We start from the raw sequence: 18,577 nt of genomic DNA, 5'->3' as shown, positions 1-18,577 counted from the left end.
CCCCGTCCGCTGTCGTCGCCCGCAGCGCCGTGCGGGGTTCGGTGGGTGTTACCTGGGGGCGGGGGTCAGGCGGGCTTGCGGGCTACGGCGAAGATCCGCCGGAAGGGGAAGACCGTGCCGTGGGGGCCGGCCGGATAGGCGGTGCGCAGCCGGTCGCGGTAGGTGGTGAGGAACTCCTCTCTCGCTTCCCCGTCCCCGTCCAGCGCGGTGAGGATCGGGCGCAGAGTGGTGCCCTTGATCCAGTCCAGGACCGGGTCGTCCCCGGTGAGGAGCTGGAGGTAGGTGGTCTCCCAGACGTCGGCCACGCAGCCGAGATCCGTCAGCCGGGCGAGATAGTCCGCCGGGTCCAGGACGGCGACAGGGGTTCCGGCGTGCTCCCCGAGCAGATTGCGCCAGCGCGGTGCGGCGCAGATCTCGGCGAGCAGGGTGTGGCTGGGGGCGTTGACGTTCCCGGGCACCTGGAAGGCGAACGTCCCGCCGGGGGCCAGCCCGTCGATCCAGCGGGCGAAGGAGTCGGCATGGCCCGGCACCCACTGGAACGCCGCGTTGGAGACGATCAGCTGATAGGGCGCCTCGGGGGTCCACTCGCGGGCGTCGCCGGCCCGGAAGTCGAGCCGTCCGCCGCCCGGGGTGGGGCCCGCGTGCTCCCGCTCGGCGAGCGCGAGCATCTGGGGGGAGTTGTCGAAGCCGGTGACATGGGCCCCGGGCCAGCGGGCCGTGAGCAGTGCGGTGACATTGCCCGCGCCACAGCCGATGTCGGCGATGCGGAGGCCCTCGCCGCCACCGGTCTGCGGGTCCGGGATGCGGGCGAGGAGATCGAGGAACGGGCGGGTGCGGTGCCCGGCATGTCGCAGATACTGCCGGGGGTCCCAGGTCGCCGGGGAAGTCATCGGTCGCGCCTCTCCATAGATGATCGAAGGGATATATCGCCCACACGAGGGCGGTGCACCCCCTTTTGGGACGGAGATCCGCCGTCTCCCGATCATCGTGAACCAGTAGATATCTTGACGTCAAGAGACTTCATGTCGACAGACCCTTTACACTGATCGTCATGGAGGACGAGGTCGATCGACTGGTCGCAGCTTGGCGCCGCGAGCGCCCCGACCTCGACGTGGAACCGCTGGAGGTGCTCAGCCGCGTCTCCAGGCTGGCCCGTCATCTCGACCGCGCACGGCGGCTGGCGTTCTCCGAGCATCAGCTCGAACCGTGGGAGTTCGATGTGCTGACCTCGCTGCGCCGCGCCGGGGACCCGTATCAGCTCTCGCCGGGCCAGCTGCTCACCCAGACCCTGGTCACCTCGGGCACCATGACCAACCGGATCGACCGGCTCGCCAAGAAGGGCCTGGTCGAGCGGCTGCCCGACCCCAGCGACCGGCGCGGAGTGCTGGTCCGGCTGACCGCCGAGGGCCGTGATCGCGCAGACCAGGCGCTGGCCGGGCTGCTCGACCAGGAGCGGGCGATCCTCTCCGAGCTCTCCCGGGCCCAGCGGGCCGAACTGGCCGCGCTGCTACGCCAGCTGACCGCCCCGTTCGACAACATCCCCGGCTAAGTCCACCGGGCCGACCCCCGCCCGTCGCGCCAGCGCGACCGCGGCCAGGGTGGAGTGCACACCGAGTTTCCCCAGCACATTCTGCATATGGGTGCGGACGGTGTGCGGGGAGAGGAAGAGCCGCTCGGCGACCGCCTTCCGGCCCAGCCCCGCCACCATGCAGCGCAGCACCTCCCGCTCGCGCGGGGTGAGCGACTCGACCAGCCGCTCGCTCTCGGTGCGGTGCTTGCGCGCGGCGGTCAGCTCCCGCAGTACGCCCGTGAGCAGCGCGGGCGGCAGATGGGTCTCATCGCGCAGCACCCCCCGGATGACCGCGAGCAGCCGCTGCAGCGAACAGTCCTTGGCCACCCAGCCGGACGCCCCCGCCTGGAGCGCCAGGGCGGCGCGGCGCGGATCGTCCTTCTCGGCGAGCACGACCGTACGCACCGAGGGCTGGCCGGAGCGGACTCCGGCGACCAGCGAGATCCCGTCGACCAGGCCCTCCTCGCCGTCGTCGGAGACCGCGCGGGCGATGGGCGCACGGCCCTGCTGACCGGCGCTGATGCCGAGTTCGGCGTCGACGAGCATGACGTCGAACGCGCGCCCGTCGGCCGCCGCCCGCTCCAGACATCGCAGCGCGGCGGGGCCGCTGCCGGCCGCCGCGACCTCGACGTCGGGCTCGGCCGCGAGAGCGGCTGCGAGCGACTCGGCGAAGATTCGGTGGTCGTCCACCACCAGGACCCGGATACGGATCACAGACACCCCCTGACTCGGAGGACGGATCGGCAGCGGGCACGCCGCCCGGGAGCCGGTGCACCGTCCTGCCCGGCCGCCGCCGTGCTCTGACAGATACCCCGTCCCGGGCGCCGTACCCGATGGATCTCGCCCCCTGATCAACACCGGCCCCCACCGGTGCTGAGCATCAGAGTACGGGCGGGGGGCGGGAGGGGAAGGCTATTTGCAGAACTGATGGCCCACGGTGTTCACGGTGGGCCGGGTGTTCTTCACTGAGACGGAAGTCCACAGAGATCGACGTGCTCGGCCACAGGGGAAAGGGGCCCGGTCACGACAGACGGCGTGCCCCGCCGGACGGTTGTACGGGGGAGATTCCGGGCTCGCCGTGGCTCGCCTCCGCAAACGCCCGCCGTACGGCTTCGGTCACGGCCGCCCGCTCCGGAAGGGGGGTCAGCACGATCGCCGAGCCGCCGAAGCCGCCGCCCGTCATCCTCGCGCCGAGCGCTCCGGCGGTCAGGGACGCTTCGACCGCCAGATCCAGTTCCGGGCACGAGACCCGGAAGTCGTCGCGGAGCGAGGCATGGCCCTCGGTGAGCAGCGGTCCCAGGGCCCGTGGATCGCCCGTCGTCAGGGCGTCCGCCGCCCGCTCCACCCGGCGGTTCTCGGTGACGACATGGCGGGTCAGCGCGCGGATCCCGGGGTCGGGGAGCCGTTCGAGGGCTTCGGGCAGCTCCTCGTGCCCGATGTCCCGCAGGGCGCGGACGCCCAGTGTCCGCGCCGCCGTCTCGCAGCCCGCACGGCGTCTGCCGTACTCGCCGGTGGCGTGGGAGTGCTTGACCCCGGTGTCGACCAGCAGCAGGCAGAGGCCGTGCGCGGCCAGGTCCAGGGGTATCTGCCGCCGGGAGAGATCCCGGGTGTCCAGATGGAGGGCATGGCCCTCGACGCAGCAGGCCGAAGCGGTCTGGTCCATGATCCCGGTGGGGGCGCCCGCGTAGCGGTTCTCGGCGCGATGGCAGAGCCCGGCGAGCCGCTGCCGCTCCAGACCGAGCCCGTACAGCTCGTCGAGGGCGAGCGCGGTGACGACCTCCAGGGCGGCGGACGAGGAGAGCCCGGCCCCCGGGGGGAGCGTCGACTCGTAGTGGAGGTCCGCGCCGCCCACCGGGCAGCCCGCCTCGCGCAGCGCCCAGACCACGCCCGCCGGATAGTCGGTCCAGCCGCGCGGGCCGTGGCCCGGGGTCAGCTCCGCGACCCGCAGCTCGACCGTCTCGTACCGCCCGCCCGTGCCCGTGGAGCTGAGCCGCAGCACTCCGTCCCGCCGCCGGGAGGCCGTCGCCACCACCGTCCGGTCCAGGGCGAAGGGCATCACCAGGCCGTCGTTGTAGTCGGTGTGCTCCCCGATCAGATTGACCCGGCCGGGAGCCGCCCACGCTCCCCCGCTCACGCGCGCCGCGCCCGGGCGAACTCCCACGCGTCCGTCACGATCTCGTCGAGCCCGGTCCGCCGGGGCTCCCAGCCCAGCCGCTCCCGCGCGGCGACCGCGGAGGCCACCAGCACCGCCGGATCGCCCGGCCGGCGGGGAGCGGCGGTCTCCGGCACCGGATGGCCGGTGATCCGCCGTACGGCGTCGACGACCTCGCGCACCGAGAAGCCGCTGCCGTTGCCGAGGTTGCAGATCAGATGGCCGCCCGGCGTCGCCGCGCCCAACGCCAGCAGATGCGCGTCCGCGAGATCGGCGACATGGATGTAGTCCCGTACGCAGGTGCCGTCGGGGGTCGGATAGTCGTCCCCGTACACCGAGATCGCCGCGCGCCGCCCGAGGGCGACGTCCAGCAGCAGCGGGATGAGATGCGTCTCCGGGTCATGTCGCTCGCCGAGGCCGCGGTAGGCCCCGGCGACGTTGAAGTACCGCAGCGAGACCGCCGCGAGGCCGTGGGCCGCCGCCTCGCCGGTGAGCATATGGTCGACGGCGAGCTTGGACGCTCCGTACGGGCTGGTGGGCGCGGTGGGGTCGGATTCGGCGACGGGGGTGCGGACCGGCTCGCCGTAGACCGCCGCCGTCGAGGAGAAGACGAGGGTACGGACCCGGGCGGCGCGCACCGCGGCGAGCAGCGCCATGGTGCCGCCGACGTTGTTGTCCCAGTACTTCTCCGGCTTGGCGACGGACTCGCCGACCTGGGAGCAGGCGGCGAAGTGCAGCACCCCGTCATACGATCCGTCGACCCATTTGGCCGCGTCGCGGATGTCGCCCTCGGTGAATTCCGCGTCCGCCGGAACGCTCTCCCGGAAGCCGGTGGAGAGATTGTCGAGGACGGTGACCCGATGGCCCGTCTCCAGCAGTCGCCGGGCCACCACGCTGCCGATGTATCCGGCCCCGCCGGTCACCAGGTACTTGCTCATACGCTCGCCGCCTCTCGCAGTCGCCGGGCCGCGGTCTCCGGCGGGACATCGTTGATGAACACGCTCATACCGGACTCCGAACCCGCGAGAAACTTCAGCTTGCCGGGAGTACGTCGGACGGTGAAAAGCTCAAGATGGAGGGCGAAGCCGTCCCGCCCGGCCGCGCGGTACGGGGCCTGGTGCCATGCCGAGATATACGGGGTGGGCGGCTCGGCGTCCCCGAAGACCCGGTCGAAACGCCGGAGCAGCTCCAGATAGACCCCCGGGAGCTCGGCGCGCGCGGCCTCGCCGAGCCCGCGCAGATCGGGTACCCGCCGCCGCGGGTAGAGATGGATCTCGTACGGCCAGCGCGCCGCGTAGGGGACGAAGGCCACCCAGTGGTCCGCGGCGATGACCACCCGTTCGGCGGCGGAGAGTTCGCGCGCCACCACGTCGTCGAAGAGATTGCGGCCGGTGCGCCGCCGGTGGTCGGCGGCGGAGCGCAGCATCAGCGCGGTGCGGGGGGAGACGAAGGGGTACGCGTAGATCTGGCCGTGCGGATGACCGAGGGTGACGCCGATCTCCGCGCCCCGGTTCTCGAAGCAGAAGATCTGCTCGACCTGGGGGAGCTCGGCGAGTTCGGCGGTGCGGTCGGTCCAGGCCGCGAGGACGAGAGCGGCCTGTTCCTCGCCGAGGTCGGCGAAGGACGCGTGGTGGTCGGAGGTGAAGCAGACGACCTCGCAGCGGCCGGAGTCCCCGGCGAGGGACGGGAAGCGGTTCTCGAAGACGACCACGTCGTAGTCGGCGGCGGGGATCTCGCTGAGGCGTCCGTCGCGGGAGGGGCAGAGCGGGCACTCTCCGGCCGGGGGCTGATAGGTGCGGTTCTGCCGGTGCGCGGCGATGGCGACGGAGTCGCCGAGGAGGGGGTCGCGGCGGATCTCGGGCGTGATGGCGACGGGGTCGAGGGGGCGGCGGTCGACGGCGTCGCGCACGGAGTCGTCGCGGGAGTCGTAGTAGAGCAGTTCACGACCGTCGGCGAGCCGGGTCGACGTCTTCTTCACGTGAAGCTCCCTCACCCTCCCAAACATAACCGCACACAACAAATCACAAGCCAACAGTGTCGTCAATGACGGTGAGGGGAGGGTGTGTTGTCGTTGTCGGTGGCGTTGTCGGCGTCGGCGTCGGCGTCGAGGGGCGTGCCGATCAGCGAGGAGGCCGGTTCCTCAAGGAACGCCTCGGAACGGCACACGATTCGTGTGCCGTTCCGGACGTCTGGGCTGAGCTGTGTGCCTGAGGTACGGGGCAGGAGTCAGCGGGGCTGCGGGAGGATCGGCGAGACGAGGGCTGCGCGGTCCAGCAGACCTGTGCGGGCCGCCAGGGCCGCGGCCTCCAGCCGGGAGCCCACGCCCAGCTTCATCAGCACCCGCTGCACATGCGTCCGCGCGGTGCTCGGCGCGATCCCCATGCCCGCCGCGATCAGCCGGGTGTCCTCCCCCTCGGCGACCCGCACCAGCACCTCGACCTCGCGCGGGGTGAGCAGCTGGAGCAGCCGCTGGCCCTCGTCGTCCGGCTGGGCCACCGGGTTGAGCAGCTCCGCGAACGCGCCCTGGAGCAGCGCGGGAGCCACCACCGCCTCGCCCGCGCGCGCCTTCATCATGGCGCGCTCGACGCCCTCGATGCGCTCGTCGTGGCGGACATAGCCGGACGCCCCGGCGGCGAAGGCCGCCGCGATGCCCCGGGGGCTGGGCACCGGGCCCAGCACCACCACCGCCACCTGGGGCCGCTCACGTTTGATCTTCACCACCGGGTCGAAGGCGCCCGGTTCGGCCGGGGTCGCCGTGCCCAGCAGGCATACCTCGGGCGCTCTGCTGACCACCAGGTCAGCGGCGCCCGCCGCCGGGGCCGCCGCGGCGACCACCCGGTGCCCCCTCAGCTTCAAGGCCGAGGCCAGCGCCTCCGCGAGCAGGCGGTGATCGTCGACCACCATGAGCCGCACGCCCATTCGAGCAACCCCCATCCCCCCACTGCCATGACCCCCAGCCCTGCCCCGGCAAGCTACACGCTTGTTCGACTTTGCGCGCCCATAACTTGGCAGAAGCCCCCTGAAGTGCCGAATTCTTCGTCAAACAGGGCTACTTATGACCTTGGCATTACCAATGCATGACCAAGGTCCACAGGAATCCCACAGCAAGGGAATCGCACAGCCGAATGAATCAGTCGGCCGTGGAGAAGGCGACGACCAGGCGCCGGTCCACGTAGGTCTCCTTGCTGATCAGCGAGGCGCTCAGATACAGCCGCCCACGGTCGTAACGGATCTCGTCCCCGTCCATGCTGAAGCCGCGCTCCGCCTCCCGGGCGGCCTCGGCGTCCGGGTTCCTCATCAGCACCGTCTGGCGGAAAGTCCCGCCGTCGATGCTGATGACCTGGCCGCCTGTGTCATACGCGGGCGTCTTGTACGCGATGAGGTCGCCGCCGTCCATCCGCAGCGGCAGGAGCGTGTGCCGGGGCCCGGCGTCGGCGCGGTCCCTGGTCGGCTTACCGGTGGCGAGATCGAACGAGACGATCTCGTTGGTGTCCTTGAACCCGGAGGAACTCTCCCGCTCGGCGGTCGGCAGATACACCCGGCCATTGCCCACGGCGATCTTCCGGCAGCTCTCCACCTCGGTCATACGGCACTTGGCCTGATATGTATCGCCGGTGGCCGGAATTCTGGCCCTCAGTTTCCCCTCGCCGTCCAGCGAGAAGAGATCCGAGAATCCGGCGACGCCCGCCGTGTCGCCGACGTCTGCCGCGACCACGAGCGGTTCGGTGGAGACCACACTCGCGTACTCCACCGTGTCGGGCAGCCGGTACGAGAACCGCGGGGCGCCGCTCTTCGGGTCGATGGCCTGCACGCTGACCCGGGGGCTGCCCACCGCACCGCATCTGCGGACCGCGACCAGCGCCGGACCTCCCGCGTAACCGCTGTCGTAACAGTCGTCGGAACGGACGGTCGGCTTCCAGCGGACCTCGCCGCTGTTCAGATCGAACGCCGCGCCGCCCTTCAGACCTCCCGCCGCGACCGTCGACCCGCTCTGGGTGACCTCGGCGAACGTCACCTTGCCGTCACCGCCCAGGGCGCTCTTCACGGATGTGCGCCACAGCAGCTTCCCGCTGCCGAGATCGACCACGCCGACCTCGGTGCAGGGCTGGAAGTAGCGCGGCGCGACGCGCTTGGCGGCCTCGAAGACGATCGCGACCTTGTCATCCGAGGACTGGTGGCGCGAGGAGGCACAGACCTGGCCCGGGAGCTTCAGCTTCCACAGGGTGTCGCCGTCGTCCGGGTCATAGCCCACGACCGAGTCGACCCCGGGCTTGACGAACGCCTTGCCGGTGGTCCAGGAGCCTCTGACATTGGTGATGTCGTCGATGGCGGGCTCGGGGTGCTGGAAGGCCAGCCGGGACGCGGTGTCCGCAGGGACCTTCTCCTTACCGGGGCCGTCAGGGGCGGTCCTCCCGGCGGCCTCCCCCGCTCCCCCTCCCTCGCCTGCGGCGCTGCTCGACTCGTTCTCGCGGCCCCCGCCCCCGTCCCCGGCGGAGGCGAACAGGATCCCGCCGCCGATGATCAGCGCCACCGCTACGGCCGCGGCGATGACGATCCGCGTCCGGGTCCGGCCCGGCTTCCCGCCGCCCCGGGGACCGCCCGTGCCCGGCTGCGGCACGGGCTGCGGCACAGGCTGCGTCGGATGGCCGTACGGGAGGTACGGAGGCTGCTGCCGCGGATAGCCGTAACCGGGCCCCTGGCCGGGGCCGCCCGCCGGAGCCCCGAAGCCCCCCGGCGGAGGCGGCTGCGGTGCGCCGAAGCCGGCGGGGGGCTCCTGCGGTGCGCCGAAGCCGGGCGGAGGGTCCAGCGGCATGCCGAAGCCTCCGCCCGGCGGGGGCTGGTTCGGCGGCAGGGGCGGCTGCGTCATGGCGTACGTACCTCTGGAGAAAAGGAGACGAAAAGCAAGGAGAGGAAGGAGGGGAAGGAGGAGAAGGGCGGTCAGGCCGTCAACGCGTGAAGGCCATCATCGTCCGCGTCTCCATCTCCTCCTCGTCGTTGCGCGCGCTGACCCGGCCGCTGGCGATGAAGAACCGGCCGTCGTCATAGACCATGCGCGGCGAGTAGAAGGTGCTCTCGGTCTGCGCGGTCGCGTCCTGGAATTTCATCAGCGTCTTCGGCGCACCGCCCGAGGGCGCGATCGTGGCGAGGACACCGCCCTTCTCCCAGGTCGGCGCCCGGTAGGCGAGGACCTTCCCGCCCTCCATGCGCAGCGGCATGATGGTGCTGTCGCCGCCCGAGGGGCTGCGCCACTTCGCCTTTCCGCTGTCGAGGTCGAAGGCGACGACCTCGTTGGGGCCGCCGGGCTTCGCGGACTCGGTGGCCATGTAGAAGGTGTCCTGGTCGGCGGCGACGCCGGTGCAGCCCTCCAGGTTCTCTCCGAGGACGACGAAGGTGCCACCGCAGCGCGGCTGGAACTTGTCCTTGCCGCCCTGGATGCGGGAGCGTTCGGTGCCGTCCTCGTTGAGCGCGACGACACCCCACTTCTTCTCCTGGGACTGCTTCAGCGAGAAGACGACCGGGCTGACCGAGAAGACCTTGTCGATCTCCCAGCCCTCAGGGGCCTGGTAGGTCCACTTCGCCTTACCGGTGGCGGCGTTGATCTCCTGGAGCCGCTGCTTGGGCTTGTTCCAGTCGTCGGTGGGGCAGCCGGCGGCGGCGAGCAGCTTGGGCCCGCCCGCGAAGGCGAAGGGCTTGCAGCCCCTGACCGGCCCCTTGAACAGCTGCTTCCCATCGGTCATCGAGAAGCCGAAGGAGTTGCCGAGGCCCGCCGCGCCGAGGGTGTTCCCGCTGATGGTGAGGGTGAAGTCGGTGAGGGAGTTGAAGCCCTCACCGGTACGGAGCGTCTTCTTCCAGCCGACCTCTCCGGTCTTCAGATCGATCATCCGGAGGTCGAGGCACTCGGCCTTCTCGGAGAGGCCGTCCTTCACACCGATGACGATCTTCCCCTCGGCGGAGGGCTGGAGCGTCGCCGAGCAGACCTCGGTGGACACCGGGAGGGTCCACTTCTTCCGGCCGTCGGCGACCGAGTAGCCGACGACCTGCTTGTACATGGCGCGTACGACGGTGTCCCCGGCCAGCCAGGGGCCGAAGGCGTCGACGCCGCTGCGCGGCAGATCCACGTCGTTCATGGTGACGAAGGCGATCTCCGCCTCGCCGTCCGCGCGTCCGGCGTTGAGGTCGCCGCTCTTCCCGGCGCCGCCGCCGCTCTCCCCGCCGTCGCTCCCTCCCGCCGAGGGGGAGTCCGCGGGCTCCGGGGCACCGTTCCCGCCGGCGCTCTCCTTCTTGTCCTTCGCGCCCGCGTCGTCGCCGCCGAGGACGAGATAGGAGCCGCCGCCGATCGTCAGCAGCGCGGCGACGCCCACCGCGACGACGAGCGCCCGCCTGCCCTTGAAGAAGCCGCCGCCGGGCGGGATGGGCGCGGGGGCGGCTTCTTCAACGGCAGGGGCCGCGTACGGATACGGATACGGATGCTGCGGCCCGCCGCCCTGGTAGCCGTCGTAGGGGCCGTAGCCGTCGTAGGGGCCGGGCTGCTGCTGATAGGGCCCCGGCTGCTGCCCGTACGGACCGGGCTGCTGCTCATACGGACCGGGCCGGCCGTACTGCTCGCCGTACGGGCTCGCGGGCTCCCCGTACGGGCCGGGCTGCTGCTGATACGGCCCCGCCGGCTGGTGGTACGGACCGGGCTGCGCGGGCGGCGTCAGGGGTATCGGCGGGCTCTGGGCGGGCGGCGGCGCTCCCGGCTGCGCCGGCGGGGGCTCCCACTGCTGCTCCGGCTCCCAGTCCTGGGGAGCTCCGAAGCCTCCCGGCGGCTGCTGGCTGGGCGGCTGGGACATCAGCGCGTCCCCCCTTCGTACGGTCCCCTGCCCGAACCGGTCTCCCCCGCTGTTCCGGTGCGCGCCCCGGCTGGGCGCCGCATCCCGGAAAGGAGTGTTTTCGGACATGGATCCCGCGTGTTCACGTCACTGGAGCGGGGTTTCTTTCTATCACCCGGACCGGTTTCGGCCCTGGGCCGGTCCGCCCCTGTGTCCAGGGACGGACCGGCCCGTGACCATGTGGTGATGCGGGGCCGCTCAGACGGTCACCGGCTGCGGCCGGGGCGCGTGGCGCAGCACGATGGAGACCGGGCGGTCCGTGTCGTCCTCCGTGGTGTAGACGGTGAGGAAGACCCGTTCCCGCCAGGCCCTGCGGATCAGGGCCTCGATCTCCGGCTCACGGCTGAGGAAGCGGTGCTCCTCGCCGCACTCGTCGAGCAGGAACGCCTCGAAGTCCCCGAAGCAGTCGTAGACCAGGCCGCTGATCTTCCCTTCGAAGGCCAGTCGGCCGTCGCCCGGGGTGACTCCGCCGTCCCCGGCCGGGGAGGGCCTGACCTGGTCGGGGTCGCCGCCGAGGCCGCGTACCCGGTCGGCGATGACCTGGACGTAGCGGCTGAACGCCGGATACCAGCGGTCCTCGGCCGGGACCGTCAGATGAATCCACTTCAGCACGGACAGCAGCCGGATCTCGTCCGGCAGCATGGTCTCCTTGGTGCGGACGGGGATGGTCAGCTGGTAGCTGCCGACGATCCCCCGCCACTCGGGAGGGCACTCCCCGTTGCAGCCGTCGTCCTCCTCCTGGGGGCGCGGCCCGCCCGGACCGTCGCCGGGCCCCTCGCCGGGTCCCTCGCCCGGACCGTCGCCGGGTCCGTTGCCGTTGCCGGGACCGCCGATGGCGACCCCGCTGGTGTCGGTCGCCTGGCGTACGACGACGGTGTAGGCGTCGCCTCTGCGGACGGTCGCGGGGAGGTCGACGGTGAGCAGGGCGGTGAGATCGAAGGTGATCTCGCTCGGCAGCGGCAGATAGGTGAGATCGCCGACCGGGAGCCGGAGCGTGTGCTGATCGACCCGGACCACCGGCTGACGGCCGTACAGCTCGTCGGCGAGGTCCACGATCCGGCCGACGTCGATCTCGGGGATGTAGAGGGTGGCGGTGCTGCCCGGCGGGGTGTCGCCCCAGTCGATGAGCAGTTCGTCCGGCCCCCGGCCCGACTGCTGGGGCTCCGTCCCGGTCATCCGGATCTCGAAGGTGTTGGGGATCCGCCGGGAGGCCGGGTCACCGGGGTTCGCCGACTCGACGATGGAGAGGTTGCGCTGGGCGAGCTTGTCGGAGACCGCGGGGGAGAGACCCGGCGGGATGGGAGCGTTGTCGTAGGCGATCTCGGCGACCAGGCACTGATGCGCGTTGCGGATCAGCTGCTGGATGGAGAGCCGTCCGCTGGGCCAGCCGCCGTCGCGCGGGGACGGGTTCAGCGGGAACTGCGGCTGGTTCTGGTTGATGTCCAGCCAGCAGCCGAAGTAGGCGACCGACTCCTGTCCTCCGACGGAGCGGGGGATGACCCGTACGTTCAGCCCGTCGGTCTGGTCGGTGATCGGCTGGACCGACGAGTCGATACGGGGCGAGGCGAAGCAGGGGATGCTCAGGACGTCGTCGGCCGGGCTCAGCCCGAGCAGGGGGATGACCTTGTCGCCCTCGGTGAAGCGGCGGTAGGTGGTGTCCTGGTTGTAGTCGAGCGAGGTGGTGCTGGCGGGGAAGAGCCGGAAGAAGGTCCGTACGCCCGCGAGATCGACGGTTCCCCGGTAGCGCACCTTGGCGACGGCGAAGTTGAAGACCCGGACGCCGCCGCTCTGCTCGGCCAGTTCGAGTCTGCTGGTCTCCTGGTCGGTGGAGATCGAGTCGAAGGTCTCTCCGCCGGAGTTCCCGGTGTTGAAATTGGAGACGACCCGGATGACGAAGTCGGAGGCGTCGTCCGGGGAGGGTCCCATGGTCTCGCCGAAGCGGGAGTCGCCCGCCCGGATCTGGAAGACCCGCAGATCGGTGGAGAGCCAGGAGGTCTCGCCGTCGATCTCGTACGGGTTGGGCTCGCGGATCAGCTGGATCTGGGCGGTGCCGGTGACATCGGCGATGCCGGCGGTGAGCGTGATGACATCGGTGTCGCCGGGGTCGGCCGGGAATCCGTCGAGGTTGGCGAAGCTCACCTGATAGACCCAGGTGAAGCGCTGGGGGGCCTCCGGGAGGGTGGAGTCCTGGGCCCGGAGCGCCGTGGCGGTCACCGTCATGCCCGGTACGGCCGGAACCACGGTGAGGGTGGGTTTGGGAACCGGGGGGCCGCTCAGGGAGGCGGCGGTGATGCCGAGCTCCCTCGGCCAGTAGCCGTCGACATGGACATAGAACGCGTTGTCGATGACCGCCGGGGCTGCCGCGGCGAGCATGGCGTCGATCTCGTCCCGGCCGAAGGTGCTCCGGTCGGTGATGAAGACGCAGGACTTGCCGAAGTCGGACTGGGCCAGCTCCTCCACGAAATACTCGTGGTTGTCGGCGTTGGTGATCGCCTGCGCCGGGTCGGTGTTCGCCAGATTACGGGCGGCGCTCTGCCCGTACACATGATCGTCGGTGAAGCTGACGGCGTGGCTCAGCTCGTGCACCAGAGTGCCGAACTTGGAGTCGATGCCGATCTGGGAGGCGGCCCAGAACTGGGCGCAGAGCCAGATGGTCCGGCCGCCCTTGTGGGTGTAGGCGAAGTAGGAGGGCTGGCAGCCCTCGCCGGTGAGATCGTAGGTGATCTCCTCGGTGCGCAGCACCCGGTCGATGTCGGTGAAGTGGGTGGTGACGGTGGTGAAGCGGTCCCCGTCGTAGGCGCCGAACCATTCGTCGTAGAGGGCGTTGGTGCCCGGGTCCGTGGTCTGGAGCTGCACCAGGGCCAGGGCGGTGAAGTAGCCCGCGTTGTCGTGGGCGAGCGTGACCTCCGCCCGCTCGGCGTCGGTGCCGCCGTTGAAGGCCGGCGCTCTGGACTTGGCCTGCGGCTCCGTCGTGGCGGCGCGGGACCACCGGGCCTGCTCGACCTTGCGCGCCGACTGGCCGGAGGTGAGGGTGGGCTCCCCGCCGGGCACCACGGTGAAGGTGATGTCCGGGGAGCTGAGCCGGTGCGGTTCGAGCTCGTCGCGGAGCCTGAGGGCGCGCGGGGCGGGGCCGGTGACCGTGAAAGCGTCGAAGAGCCGGGTGTCGAGGGCGACGGTGTACTCGCCGGGCCGGTCGATCGGATACGCGAGCGAGATGTCGACGGTCTCGGTGAGGGACTCGCCCGGCGCGATCGTGACGTACTGGTCGGCGGTCGGATCGCCGCGTTTGACGAGCCGGCCGTCGTACTCCACCGGCCGGCCGTCGCAGCTGATATCGAGGCAGTCGGTGACCGTCCCTTCCAGGGGAGTGCCCCAGACCAGGAATCGGACAGCCGTATCGCCCCGGTTCTCGATGGTGAAGGTGACCAGAGTCGGTTCGGCGAGGGTGTAGGCGGGGGCTGAGGTCAGACGGCAGGAGAAAGGCTGCTGCTCCATGGTGGTCTCCCTGCATCAGACGGGCAGCGAAGCACCTTCAGTCTGACAGTACGCATACATATAGCCACTAAGAGTGACAGCCCTTTTTCGGCCTCCGATGGTGAACGGGGTCACTGCGCGCCCCCGGCACATGACCGGCGGACGGGGCGGGCGGGCGGACCACCGGGGGTACGCCGCCACTCGGCGGCATATCCCTCCGCGCCGCCTTCGCGCCCCCTCCCCGCCCCCTCCGTCAGGAGTCCTCGGCCAGCTCCAGCCAGCGCAGCTCCAGCTCCTCGCGCTCGGTCAGGAGGGCGCGGAGTTCGGCGTCGAGACCGCCGACCTTCTCGAAGTCGGTGGCGTTCTCGGCGATCTGGGCGTGGAGCCTGGTCTCATGGTCGGTGATCTTGTCGAGCCGGCGCTCGATGCGGGCCAGCTCCTTCTGGGCGGCGCGGGTGTCGCCCGCCGACTTGGCCTTGGCCACGGGGGCGGCGGGGGCGGGGGCCGCGGACTCGATCATCGCGCGGCGGCGCTCCAGATACTCGTCGATACCGCGCGGCAGCATACGGAGCGTGGAGTCGCCGAGCAGGGCGAAGGTACGGTCCGTGGTGCGCTCGATGAAGAAGCGGTCGTGGGAGATGACGACCATCGACCCGGGCCAGCCGTCGAGCAGATCCTCCAGCTGGGTCAGGGTCTCGATGTCGAGGTCGTTGGTGGGCTCGTCCAGGAAGAGGACGTTCGGCTCGTCCATCAGCAGCCGGAGCACCTGGAGACGCCTGCGCTCACCGCCGGAGAGATCCGAGACGGGCGTCCACTGCTTCTCCTTGGCGAAGCCGAACTGCTCGCAGAGCTGACCGGCGGTCATCTCCCGGCCCTTGCCGAGGTCGACACGGTCGCGGATCTGCTGGACGGCCTCCAGGACGCGCAGGGTGCCGGGAAGCTCGGTGACATCCTGCGAGAGATACGCCAGCCGGACCGTCTTGCCGACCACGACCCGCCCGGCGGCGGGCTGGGTCTCGCCCTGGCTGGCCGCGGCATCGGCGAGGGCCCGGAGCAGCGAGGTCTTGCCCGCGCCGTTCACCCCGACCAGGCCGATGCGGTCGCCGGGGCCGAGCTGCCACGTCAGATGCTTCAGCAGCGTCTTCGGCCCGGCCTGGATGCTCACGTCCTCCAGGTCGAAGACGGTCTTCCCGAGCCGGGCGTTCGCGAACTTCATCAGCTCGCTGGTGTCCCGCGGCGGCGGCACATCGGCGATCAGCTCGTTCGCCGCCTCGATGCGGTAGCGGGGCTTGGAGGTACGGGCCGGGGCGCCGCGCCGCAGCCAGGCCAGCTCCTTGCGCATCAGGTTCTGGCGCTTCGCCTCCTCCGTGGCGGCGATGCGCTCGCGCTCGGCGCGGGCGAAGACATAATCGCTGTAACCGCCCTCGTACTCGTACACCGCACCGCGCTGGACATCCCACATGCGGGTGCAGACCTGGTCCAGGAACCAGCGGTCGTGGGTGACGCAGACCAGCGCCGAGCGGCGGGCCTGGAGATGGCCCGCGAGCCAGGCGATGCCCTCGACGTCGAGATGGTTGGTGGGCTCGTCCAGGATGATCAGGTCCTGCTCGGCGATGAGCAGCTTGGCGAGCGCGATCCGGCGGCGCTCGCCACCCGAGAGCGGGGCGATGACGGTGTCCAGGCCCTGCGGGAAGCCGGGGAGGTCGAGCCCGCCGAAAAGGCCCGTGAGCACATCGCGGATCTTGGCGTTGCCGGCCCATTCATGGTCGGCGAGATCGCCGATGACCTCGTGGCGAACGGTCGCCTCCGGGTCGAGCGAGTCATGCTGGGTGAGCACGCCGGTGCGGAGTCCGCCACTCTGGGTGACCCGGCCGGAGTCGGGGTCCTCCAGCTTGGCCAGCAGCCGGATCAAGGTCGTCTTCCCGTCGCCGTTACGGCCGACGACGCCGATGCGATCCCCCTCGGAGACGCCGAGGGACACGCCGTCGAGCAGGGCACGGGTCCCGTACACCTTGCTGACTGCCTCGACATTGACCAGATTGACGGCCATTTTTCTCCTGCTCCGGGGGGGTTCGCGGTCCGGTGGCCAAGCGTACGGCGGTCGCGAGCTGTGTGAATCCGCGGAGGGGGAGGGCACGGGGCGGGAGGGGGTGGGGGCCTCCGTCCGGCTCCGGCTGGATCGGGCCGGGCTCGGGCCGGGCTCGGCCCGGGCTCGGCCCGGTTCAGACGAAAGCCCCTATACGACCAGCGCGCCCGGCACCGGAGAGCTCGCCACCCGGGCCGTACGGCACGTGCCCGAGGTCAGCAGCGTCCGCGCCACCGACTCGGCCGTCTGCGCGTCCTTCACCAGAAACGCCGTCGTCGGGCCCGATCCCGAGACCAGAGCCGCGAGCGCGCCCGCCGTCAGACCCGCCTCCAAGGTCTCGGAGAGGGAAGGGCGCAGCGAGAGCGCGGCAGGCTGAAGATCATTGGAGAGGGCTGCCCCGAGGGCTGCCGCGTCGCCCGCGCGCAGGGCCTCCAGCAGCGCCGGGGACGCCTCCGGCGCGGGCACCCCGGTCCCGGCGGTGAGCCGGTCGAACTCCCCGTACACCGCCGGAGTCGACAGACCCCCGTCGGCGACCGCGAACACCCAGTGGAACTCGCCGCCCACCTCCAGCGGCGTCAGCCGCTCGCCCCGGCCGACGCCCAGCGCGGCGCCCCCGGCCAGACTGAACGGGACATCGCTGCCGAGCTCCGCGCAGATCTCCAGCAGCTCCGCCCGGGACGAGCCGGTGCCCCAGAGGACGTCGCAGGCCAGCAGGGCCGCCGCGCCGTCCGCGCTGCCGCCCGCCATGCCGCCCGCGACCGGGATGTCCTTCGCGATATGGATGTGGACGTCCGGGGCGAGACCATGGCGCTCCGCGAGCAGCGTCGCGGCCCGCGCCGCCAGATTGGTGCCGTCCAGCGGGACCTGGGCGGCGTCCGGGCCGGTGCACGTGACCGTCAGCGACTCGGCCGGGACCACCGTCACCTCGTCGAAGAGGGAGACCGCGAGGAATACGTTGGCCAGGTCGTGGAAGCCGTCCGGGCGGGCGCCGCCCACCGCGAGCTGGATGTTGACCTTCGCCGGGACCCGTACCGTAACGCCGCTCACGCCGGCTCCCCCGCCCTCAGCACCGCTCACGCCTTCGCCTCCGCGATCCGTGCGAACTCCTCCACCGTCAAGGACTCCCCGCGCGCCTGCGGCGAGACCCCCGCCGTGACCAGCGCCGTCTCGGCGGCGGCGGGCGAGCCCGCCCATCCGGCCAGGGCCGCGCGCAGGGTCTTGCGGCGCTGTGCGAAAGCCGCGTCCACTACCGCGAACACCTCCTTCTTGGTGGCGGTCGTCTTCGGCGGATCCCTGCGTACCAGCGACACCAGGCCCGAGTCCACATTGGGCGCGGGCCAGAACACATTCCGGCCGATCGATCCGGCACGCTTGACCTCGGCGTACCAGTTCGCCTTCACCGAGGGCACTCCGTACACCTTGTTCCCCGGCGCGGCGGCCAGCCGGTCGGCGACCTCGGCCTGCACCATCACCAGCGTGCGCTCGATGGTGGGGAAGTGCTCCAGCATATGGAGCAGCACCGGGACGGCGACGTTGTACGGGAGGTTCGCGACGAGCGCGGTGGGCTCCGCCGGGAGCTGGGTGACCTGCATCGCGTCCGAGTGGACGAGCGAGAAACGGGGGGCGCGCTCGGGCATGCGGGCGAGGATCGTGGACGGCAGCGCCGCCGCGAGCACATCGTCGATCTCGACGGCGACGACCTGATCGGCCGCCTCCAGCAGCGCCAGGGTCAGCGAGCCGAGTCCGGGGCCGACCTCCACGACCACGTCGTCCTCGCGGACCCCCGCGGTCCGCACGATCCGGCGGACGGTGTTCGCGTCGATGACGAAGTTCTGGCCGCGCTGTTTGGTGGGACGCACGCCCAGGGCGGCGGCCAGTTCGCGGATGTCGGCGGGGCCGAGGAGGACGTCGGAGGGCTCAGTGGTGCTCACCGATACAGCCTACGGGGCGTGTGGGGGGCCGGCGGCCCCTCGCGGGGTGGGCCTGGGGCTCGGTGGGGTGGGGTTTCGGGGCCGCTCCGGGCCGCTTCGGGGCTGGGGCTGGGTGCGGTGGGTCAAGGTCCGGGGGCCGCTCCGGGGTGGTGCCGGGACTCATGATTTACGGGCGCGTTTCCAGTCCTTGTTTGATGGCGGGCCTCCTTCGCGCCACAAATCACGTTTTACGTCCCGGCACCACCCCTGCGCGGCCCCCTCCCACGAGACCCCTCAACCCGCCCGGACCGTGTGCCGGGCCGTGCGGACCGCTCCCGTGAGACTCGACCGCCGCCTATCCCGCGTGCTGGGCAAACCCAGCCCGTCCGGCGATTGAGGACGGACCCCGCACCCCGGGACCCCGCACACTCCGCCCCCCAAAAAAAACCCAGCCCCGTGGAGTCCCCCCGGACGGAGTCTGCAAAATCCAGCCCTTCCGGCGCTTGAGGAGCG

The 18,577-nt window shown here is 71.3% G+C and carries 14 protein-coding genes; 1 reads left to right on the top strand and 13 read right to left on the bottom strand.

From position 1 onward, the window contains the following. Nucleotides 1-65: 65 nt before the first annotated feature. Nucleotides 66-890 (bottom strand): trans-aconitate 2-methyltransferase, encoded by an 825-nt coding sequence (locus FF041_RS26935; RefSeq protein ID WP_153525241.1) that lies wholly within the window; start codon nucleotides 888-890, stop codon nucleotides 66-68. Nucleotides 891-1,051: 161 nt separating this feature from the next. Here FF041_RS26935 and tamR point away from each other — a divergent pair, with 161 nt between their 5' ends. Then, nucleotides 1,052-1,549 (top strand): MarR family transcriptional regulator TamR, encoded by a 498-nt coding sequence (gene tamR / locus FF041_RS26930; protein ID WP_153487368.1) that lies wholly within the window; start codon nucleotides 1,052-1,054, stop codon nucleotides 1,547-1,549. Here the strand turns inward: tamR and FF041_RS26925 are convergent. The 12 genes from FF041_RS26925 to rsmA form a co-directional block, all read right to left on the bottom strand. Then, nucleotides 1,508-2,284: a response regulator transcription factor gene (locus FF041_RS26925; protein WP_323392823.1), complete on the bottom strand. Its 777-nt coding sequence runs from the start codon at nucleotides 2,282-2,284 to the stop codon at nucleotides 1,508-1,510. The genes tamR and FF041_RS26925 overlap by 42 nt on opposite strands. A 307-nt stretch (nucleotides 2,285-2,591) precedes the next feature. After that, nucleotides 2,592-3,704 carry a galactokinase gene (gene galK, locus FF041_RS26920; RefSeq protein ID WP_323392821.1) on the bottom strand — a complete coding sequence of 371 codons (1,113 nt, stop codon included), beginning with the start codon at nucleotides 3,702-3,704 and terminating at the stop codon, nucleotides 2,592-2,594. Next, a complete protein-coding gene (galE, locus tag FF041_RS26915; RefSeq protein WP_153487378.1) occupies nucleotides 3,701-4,660 on the bottom strand; it encodes a UDP-glucose 4-epimerase GalE in 960 nt (319 codons plus the stop codon). Before galE ends, galK begins: the two co-directional genes overlap by 4 nt. Then, nucleotides 4,657-5,700: a galactose-1-phosphate uridylyltransferase gene (gene galT, locus FF041_RS26910; protein ID WP_323372479.1), complete on the bottom strand. Its 1,044-nt coding sequence runs from the start codon at nucleotides 5,698-5,700 to the stop codon at nucleotides 4,657-4,659. The genes galE and galT overlap by 4 nt, the downstream gene beginning before the upstream one ends. 62 nt (nucleotides 5,701-5,762) lie before the next feature. Further along, entirely contained in the window at nucleotides 5,763-5,888 is a 126-nt protein-coding gene (locus tag FF041_RS40150; protein WP_267133233.1) for a hypothetical protein, read from the bottom strand. A gap of 60 nt (nucleotides 5,889-5,948) precedes the next feature. Continuing rightward, nucleotides 5,949-6,641, bottom strand: a complete 693-nt coding sequence (locus tag FF041_RS26905; protein ID WP_153487382.1) for a helix-turn-helix transcriptional regulator — start codon at nucleotides 6,639-6,641, stop codon at nucleotides 5,949-5,951. 211 nt (nucleotides 6,642-6,852) lie between these two features. Further along, nucleotides 6,853-8,589, bottom strand: a complete 1,737-nt coding sequence (locus FF041_RS26900) for an outer membrane protein assembly factor BamB family protein (RefSeq protein WP_194292189.1) — start codon at nucleotides 8,587-8,589, stop codon at nucleotides 6,853-6,855. A gap of 79 nt (nucleotides 8,590-8,668) precedes the next feature. After that, complete coding sequence (locus FF041_RS26895) at nucleotides 8,669-10,555, bottom strand: outer membrane protein assembly factor BamB family protein (protein ID WP_153525239.1); 1,887 nt, start codon at nucleotides 10,553-10,555, stop codon at nucleotides 8,669-8,671. 237 nt (nucleotides 10,556-10,792) lie between these two features. Then, nucleotides 10,793-14,089: a M35 family metallo-endopeptidase gene (locus FF041_RS26890; protein ID WP_153525238.1), complete on the bottom strand. Its 3,297-nt coding sequence runs from the start codon at nucleotides 14,087-14,089 to the stop codon at nucleotides 10,793-10,795. 232 nt (nucleotides 14,090-14,321) lie between these two features. Then, nucleotides 14,322-16,118, bottom strand: a complete 1,797-nt coding sequence (locus FF041_RS26885; RefSeq protein WP_153487388.1) for an ABC-F family ATP-binding cassette domain-containing protein — start codon at nucleotides 16,116-16,118, stop codon at nucleotides 14,322-14,324. Nucleotides 16,119-16,304: 186 nt separating this feature from the next. Continuing rightward, the gene (locus FF041_RS26880; RefSeq protein ID WP_407698199.1) at nucleotides 16,305-17,231 is read right to left on the bottom strand and encodes a 4-(cytidine 5'-diphospho)-2-C-methyl-D-erythritol kinase; all 927 of its coding nucleotides are present in this window, start codon (nucleotides 17,229-17,231) and stop codon (nucleotides 16,305-16,307) included. Further along, nucleotides 17,228-18,085 carry a 16S rRNA (adenine(1518)-N(6)/adenine(1519)-N(6))-dimethyltransferase RsmA gene (gene rsmA / locus FF041_RS26875; RefSeq protein WP_323392816.1) on the bottom strand — a complete coding sequence of 286 codons (858 nt, stop codon included), beginning with the start codon at nucleotides 18,083-18,085 and terminating at the stop codon, nucleotides 17,228-17,230. Before rsmA ends, FF041_RS26880 begins: the two co-directional genes overlap by 4 nt. Nucleotides 18,086-18,577 lie beyond the last annotated feature (492 nt).

It is taken from the genome of Streptomyces jumonjinensis (assembly GCF_009600885.1).
In the GTDB taxonomy this organism is placed as follows: Bacteria; Actinomycetota; Actinomycetes; order Streptomycetales; family Streptomycetaceae; genus Streptomyces; species Streptomyces jumonjinensis.
Note: the sequence above shows the minus strand (reverse complement) of the source record. Positions and strands in the feature narration are given on the sequence as shown.

Excerpts from the sequence above, each read along its gene's own strand:
- FF041_RS26900 (WP_194292189.1), bottom strand. The coding sequence starts at position 8,589 with ATGACGCAGCCGCCCCTGCCGCCGAACCAGCCCCCGCCGGGCGGAGGC.
- FF041_RS26935 (WP_153525241.1), bottom strand. The coding sequence starts at position 890 with ATGACTTCCCCGGCGACCTGGGACCCCCGGCAGTATCTGCGACATGCC.
- FF041_RS26895 (WP_153525239.1), bottom strand. The coding sequence starts at position 10,555 with ATGTCCCAGCCGCCCAGCCAGCAGCCGCCGGGAGGCTTCGGAGCTCCC.
- FF041_RS26905 (WP_153487382.1), bottom strand. The coding sequence starts at position 6,641 with ATGGGCGTGCGGCTCATGGTGGTCGACGATCACCGCCTGCTCGCGGAG.
- FF041_RS26890 (WP_153525238.1), bottom strand. The coding sequence starts at position 14,089 with ATGGAGCAGCAGCCTTTCTCCTGCCGTCTGACCTCAGCCCCCGCCTAC.
- galE (WP_153487378.1), bottom strand. The coding sequence starts at position 4,660 with ATGAGCAAGTACCTGGTGACCGGCGGGGCCGGATACATCGGCAGCGTG.
- tamR (WP_153487368.1), top strand. The coding sequence starts at position 1,052 with ATGGAGGACGAGGTCGATCGACTGGTCGCAGCTTGGCGCCGCGAGCGC.
- FF041_RS26885 (WP_153487388.1), bottom strand. The coding sequence starts at position 16,118 with ATGGCCGTCAATCTGGTCAATGTCGAGGCAGTCAGCAAGGTGTACGGG.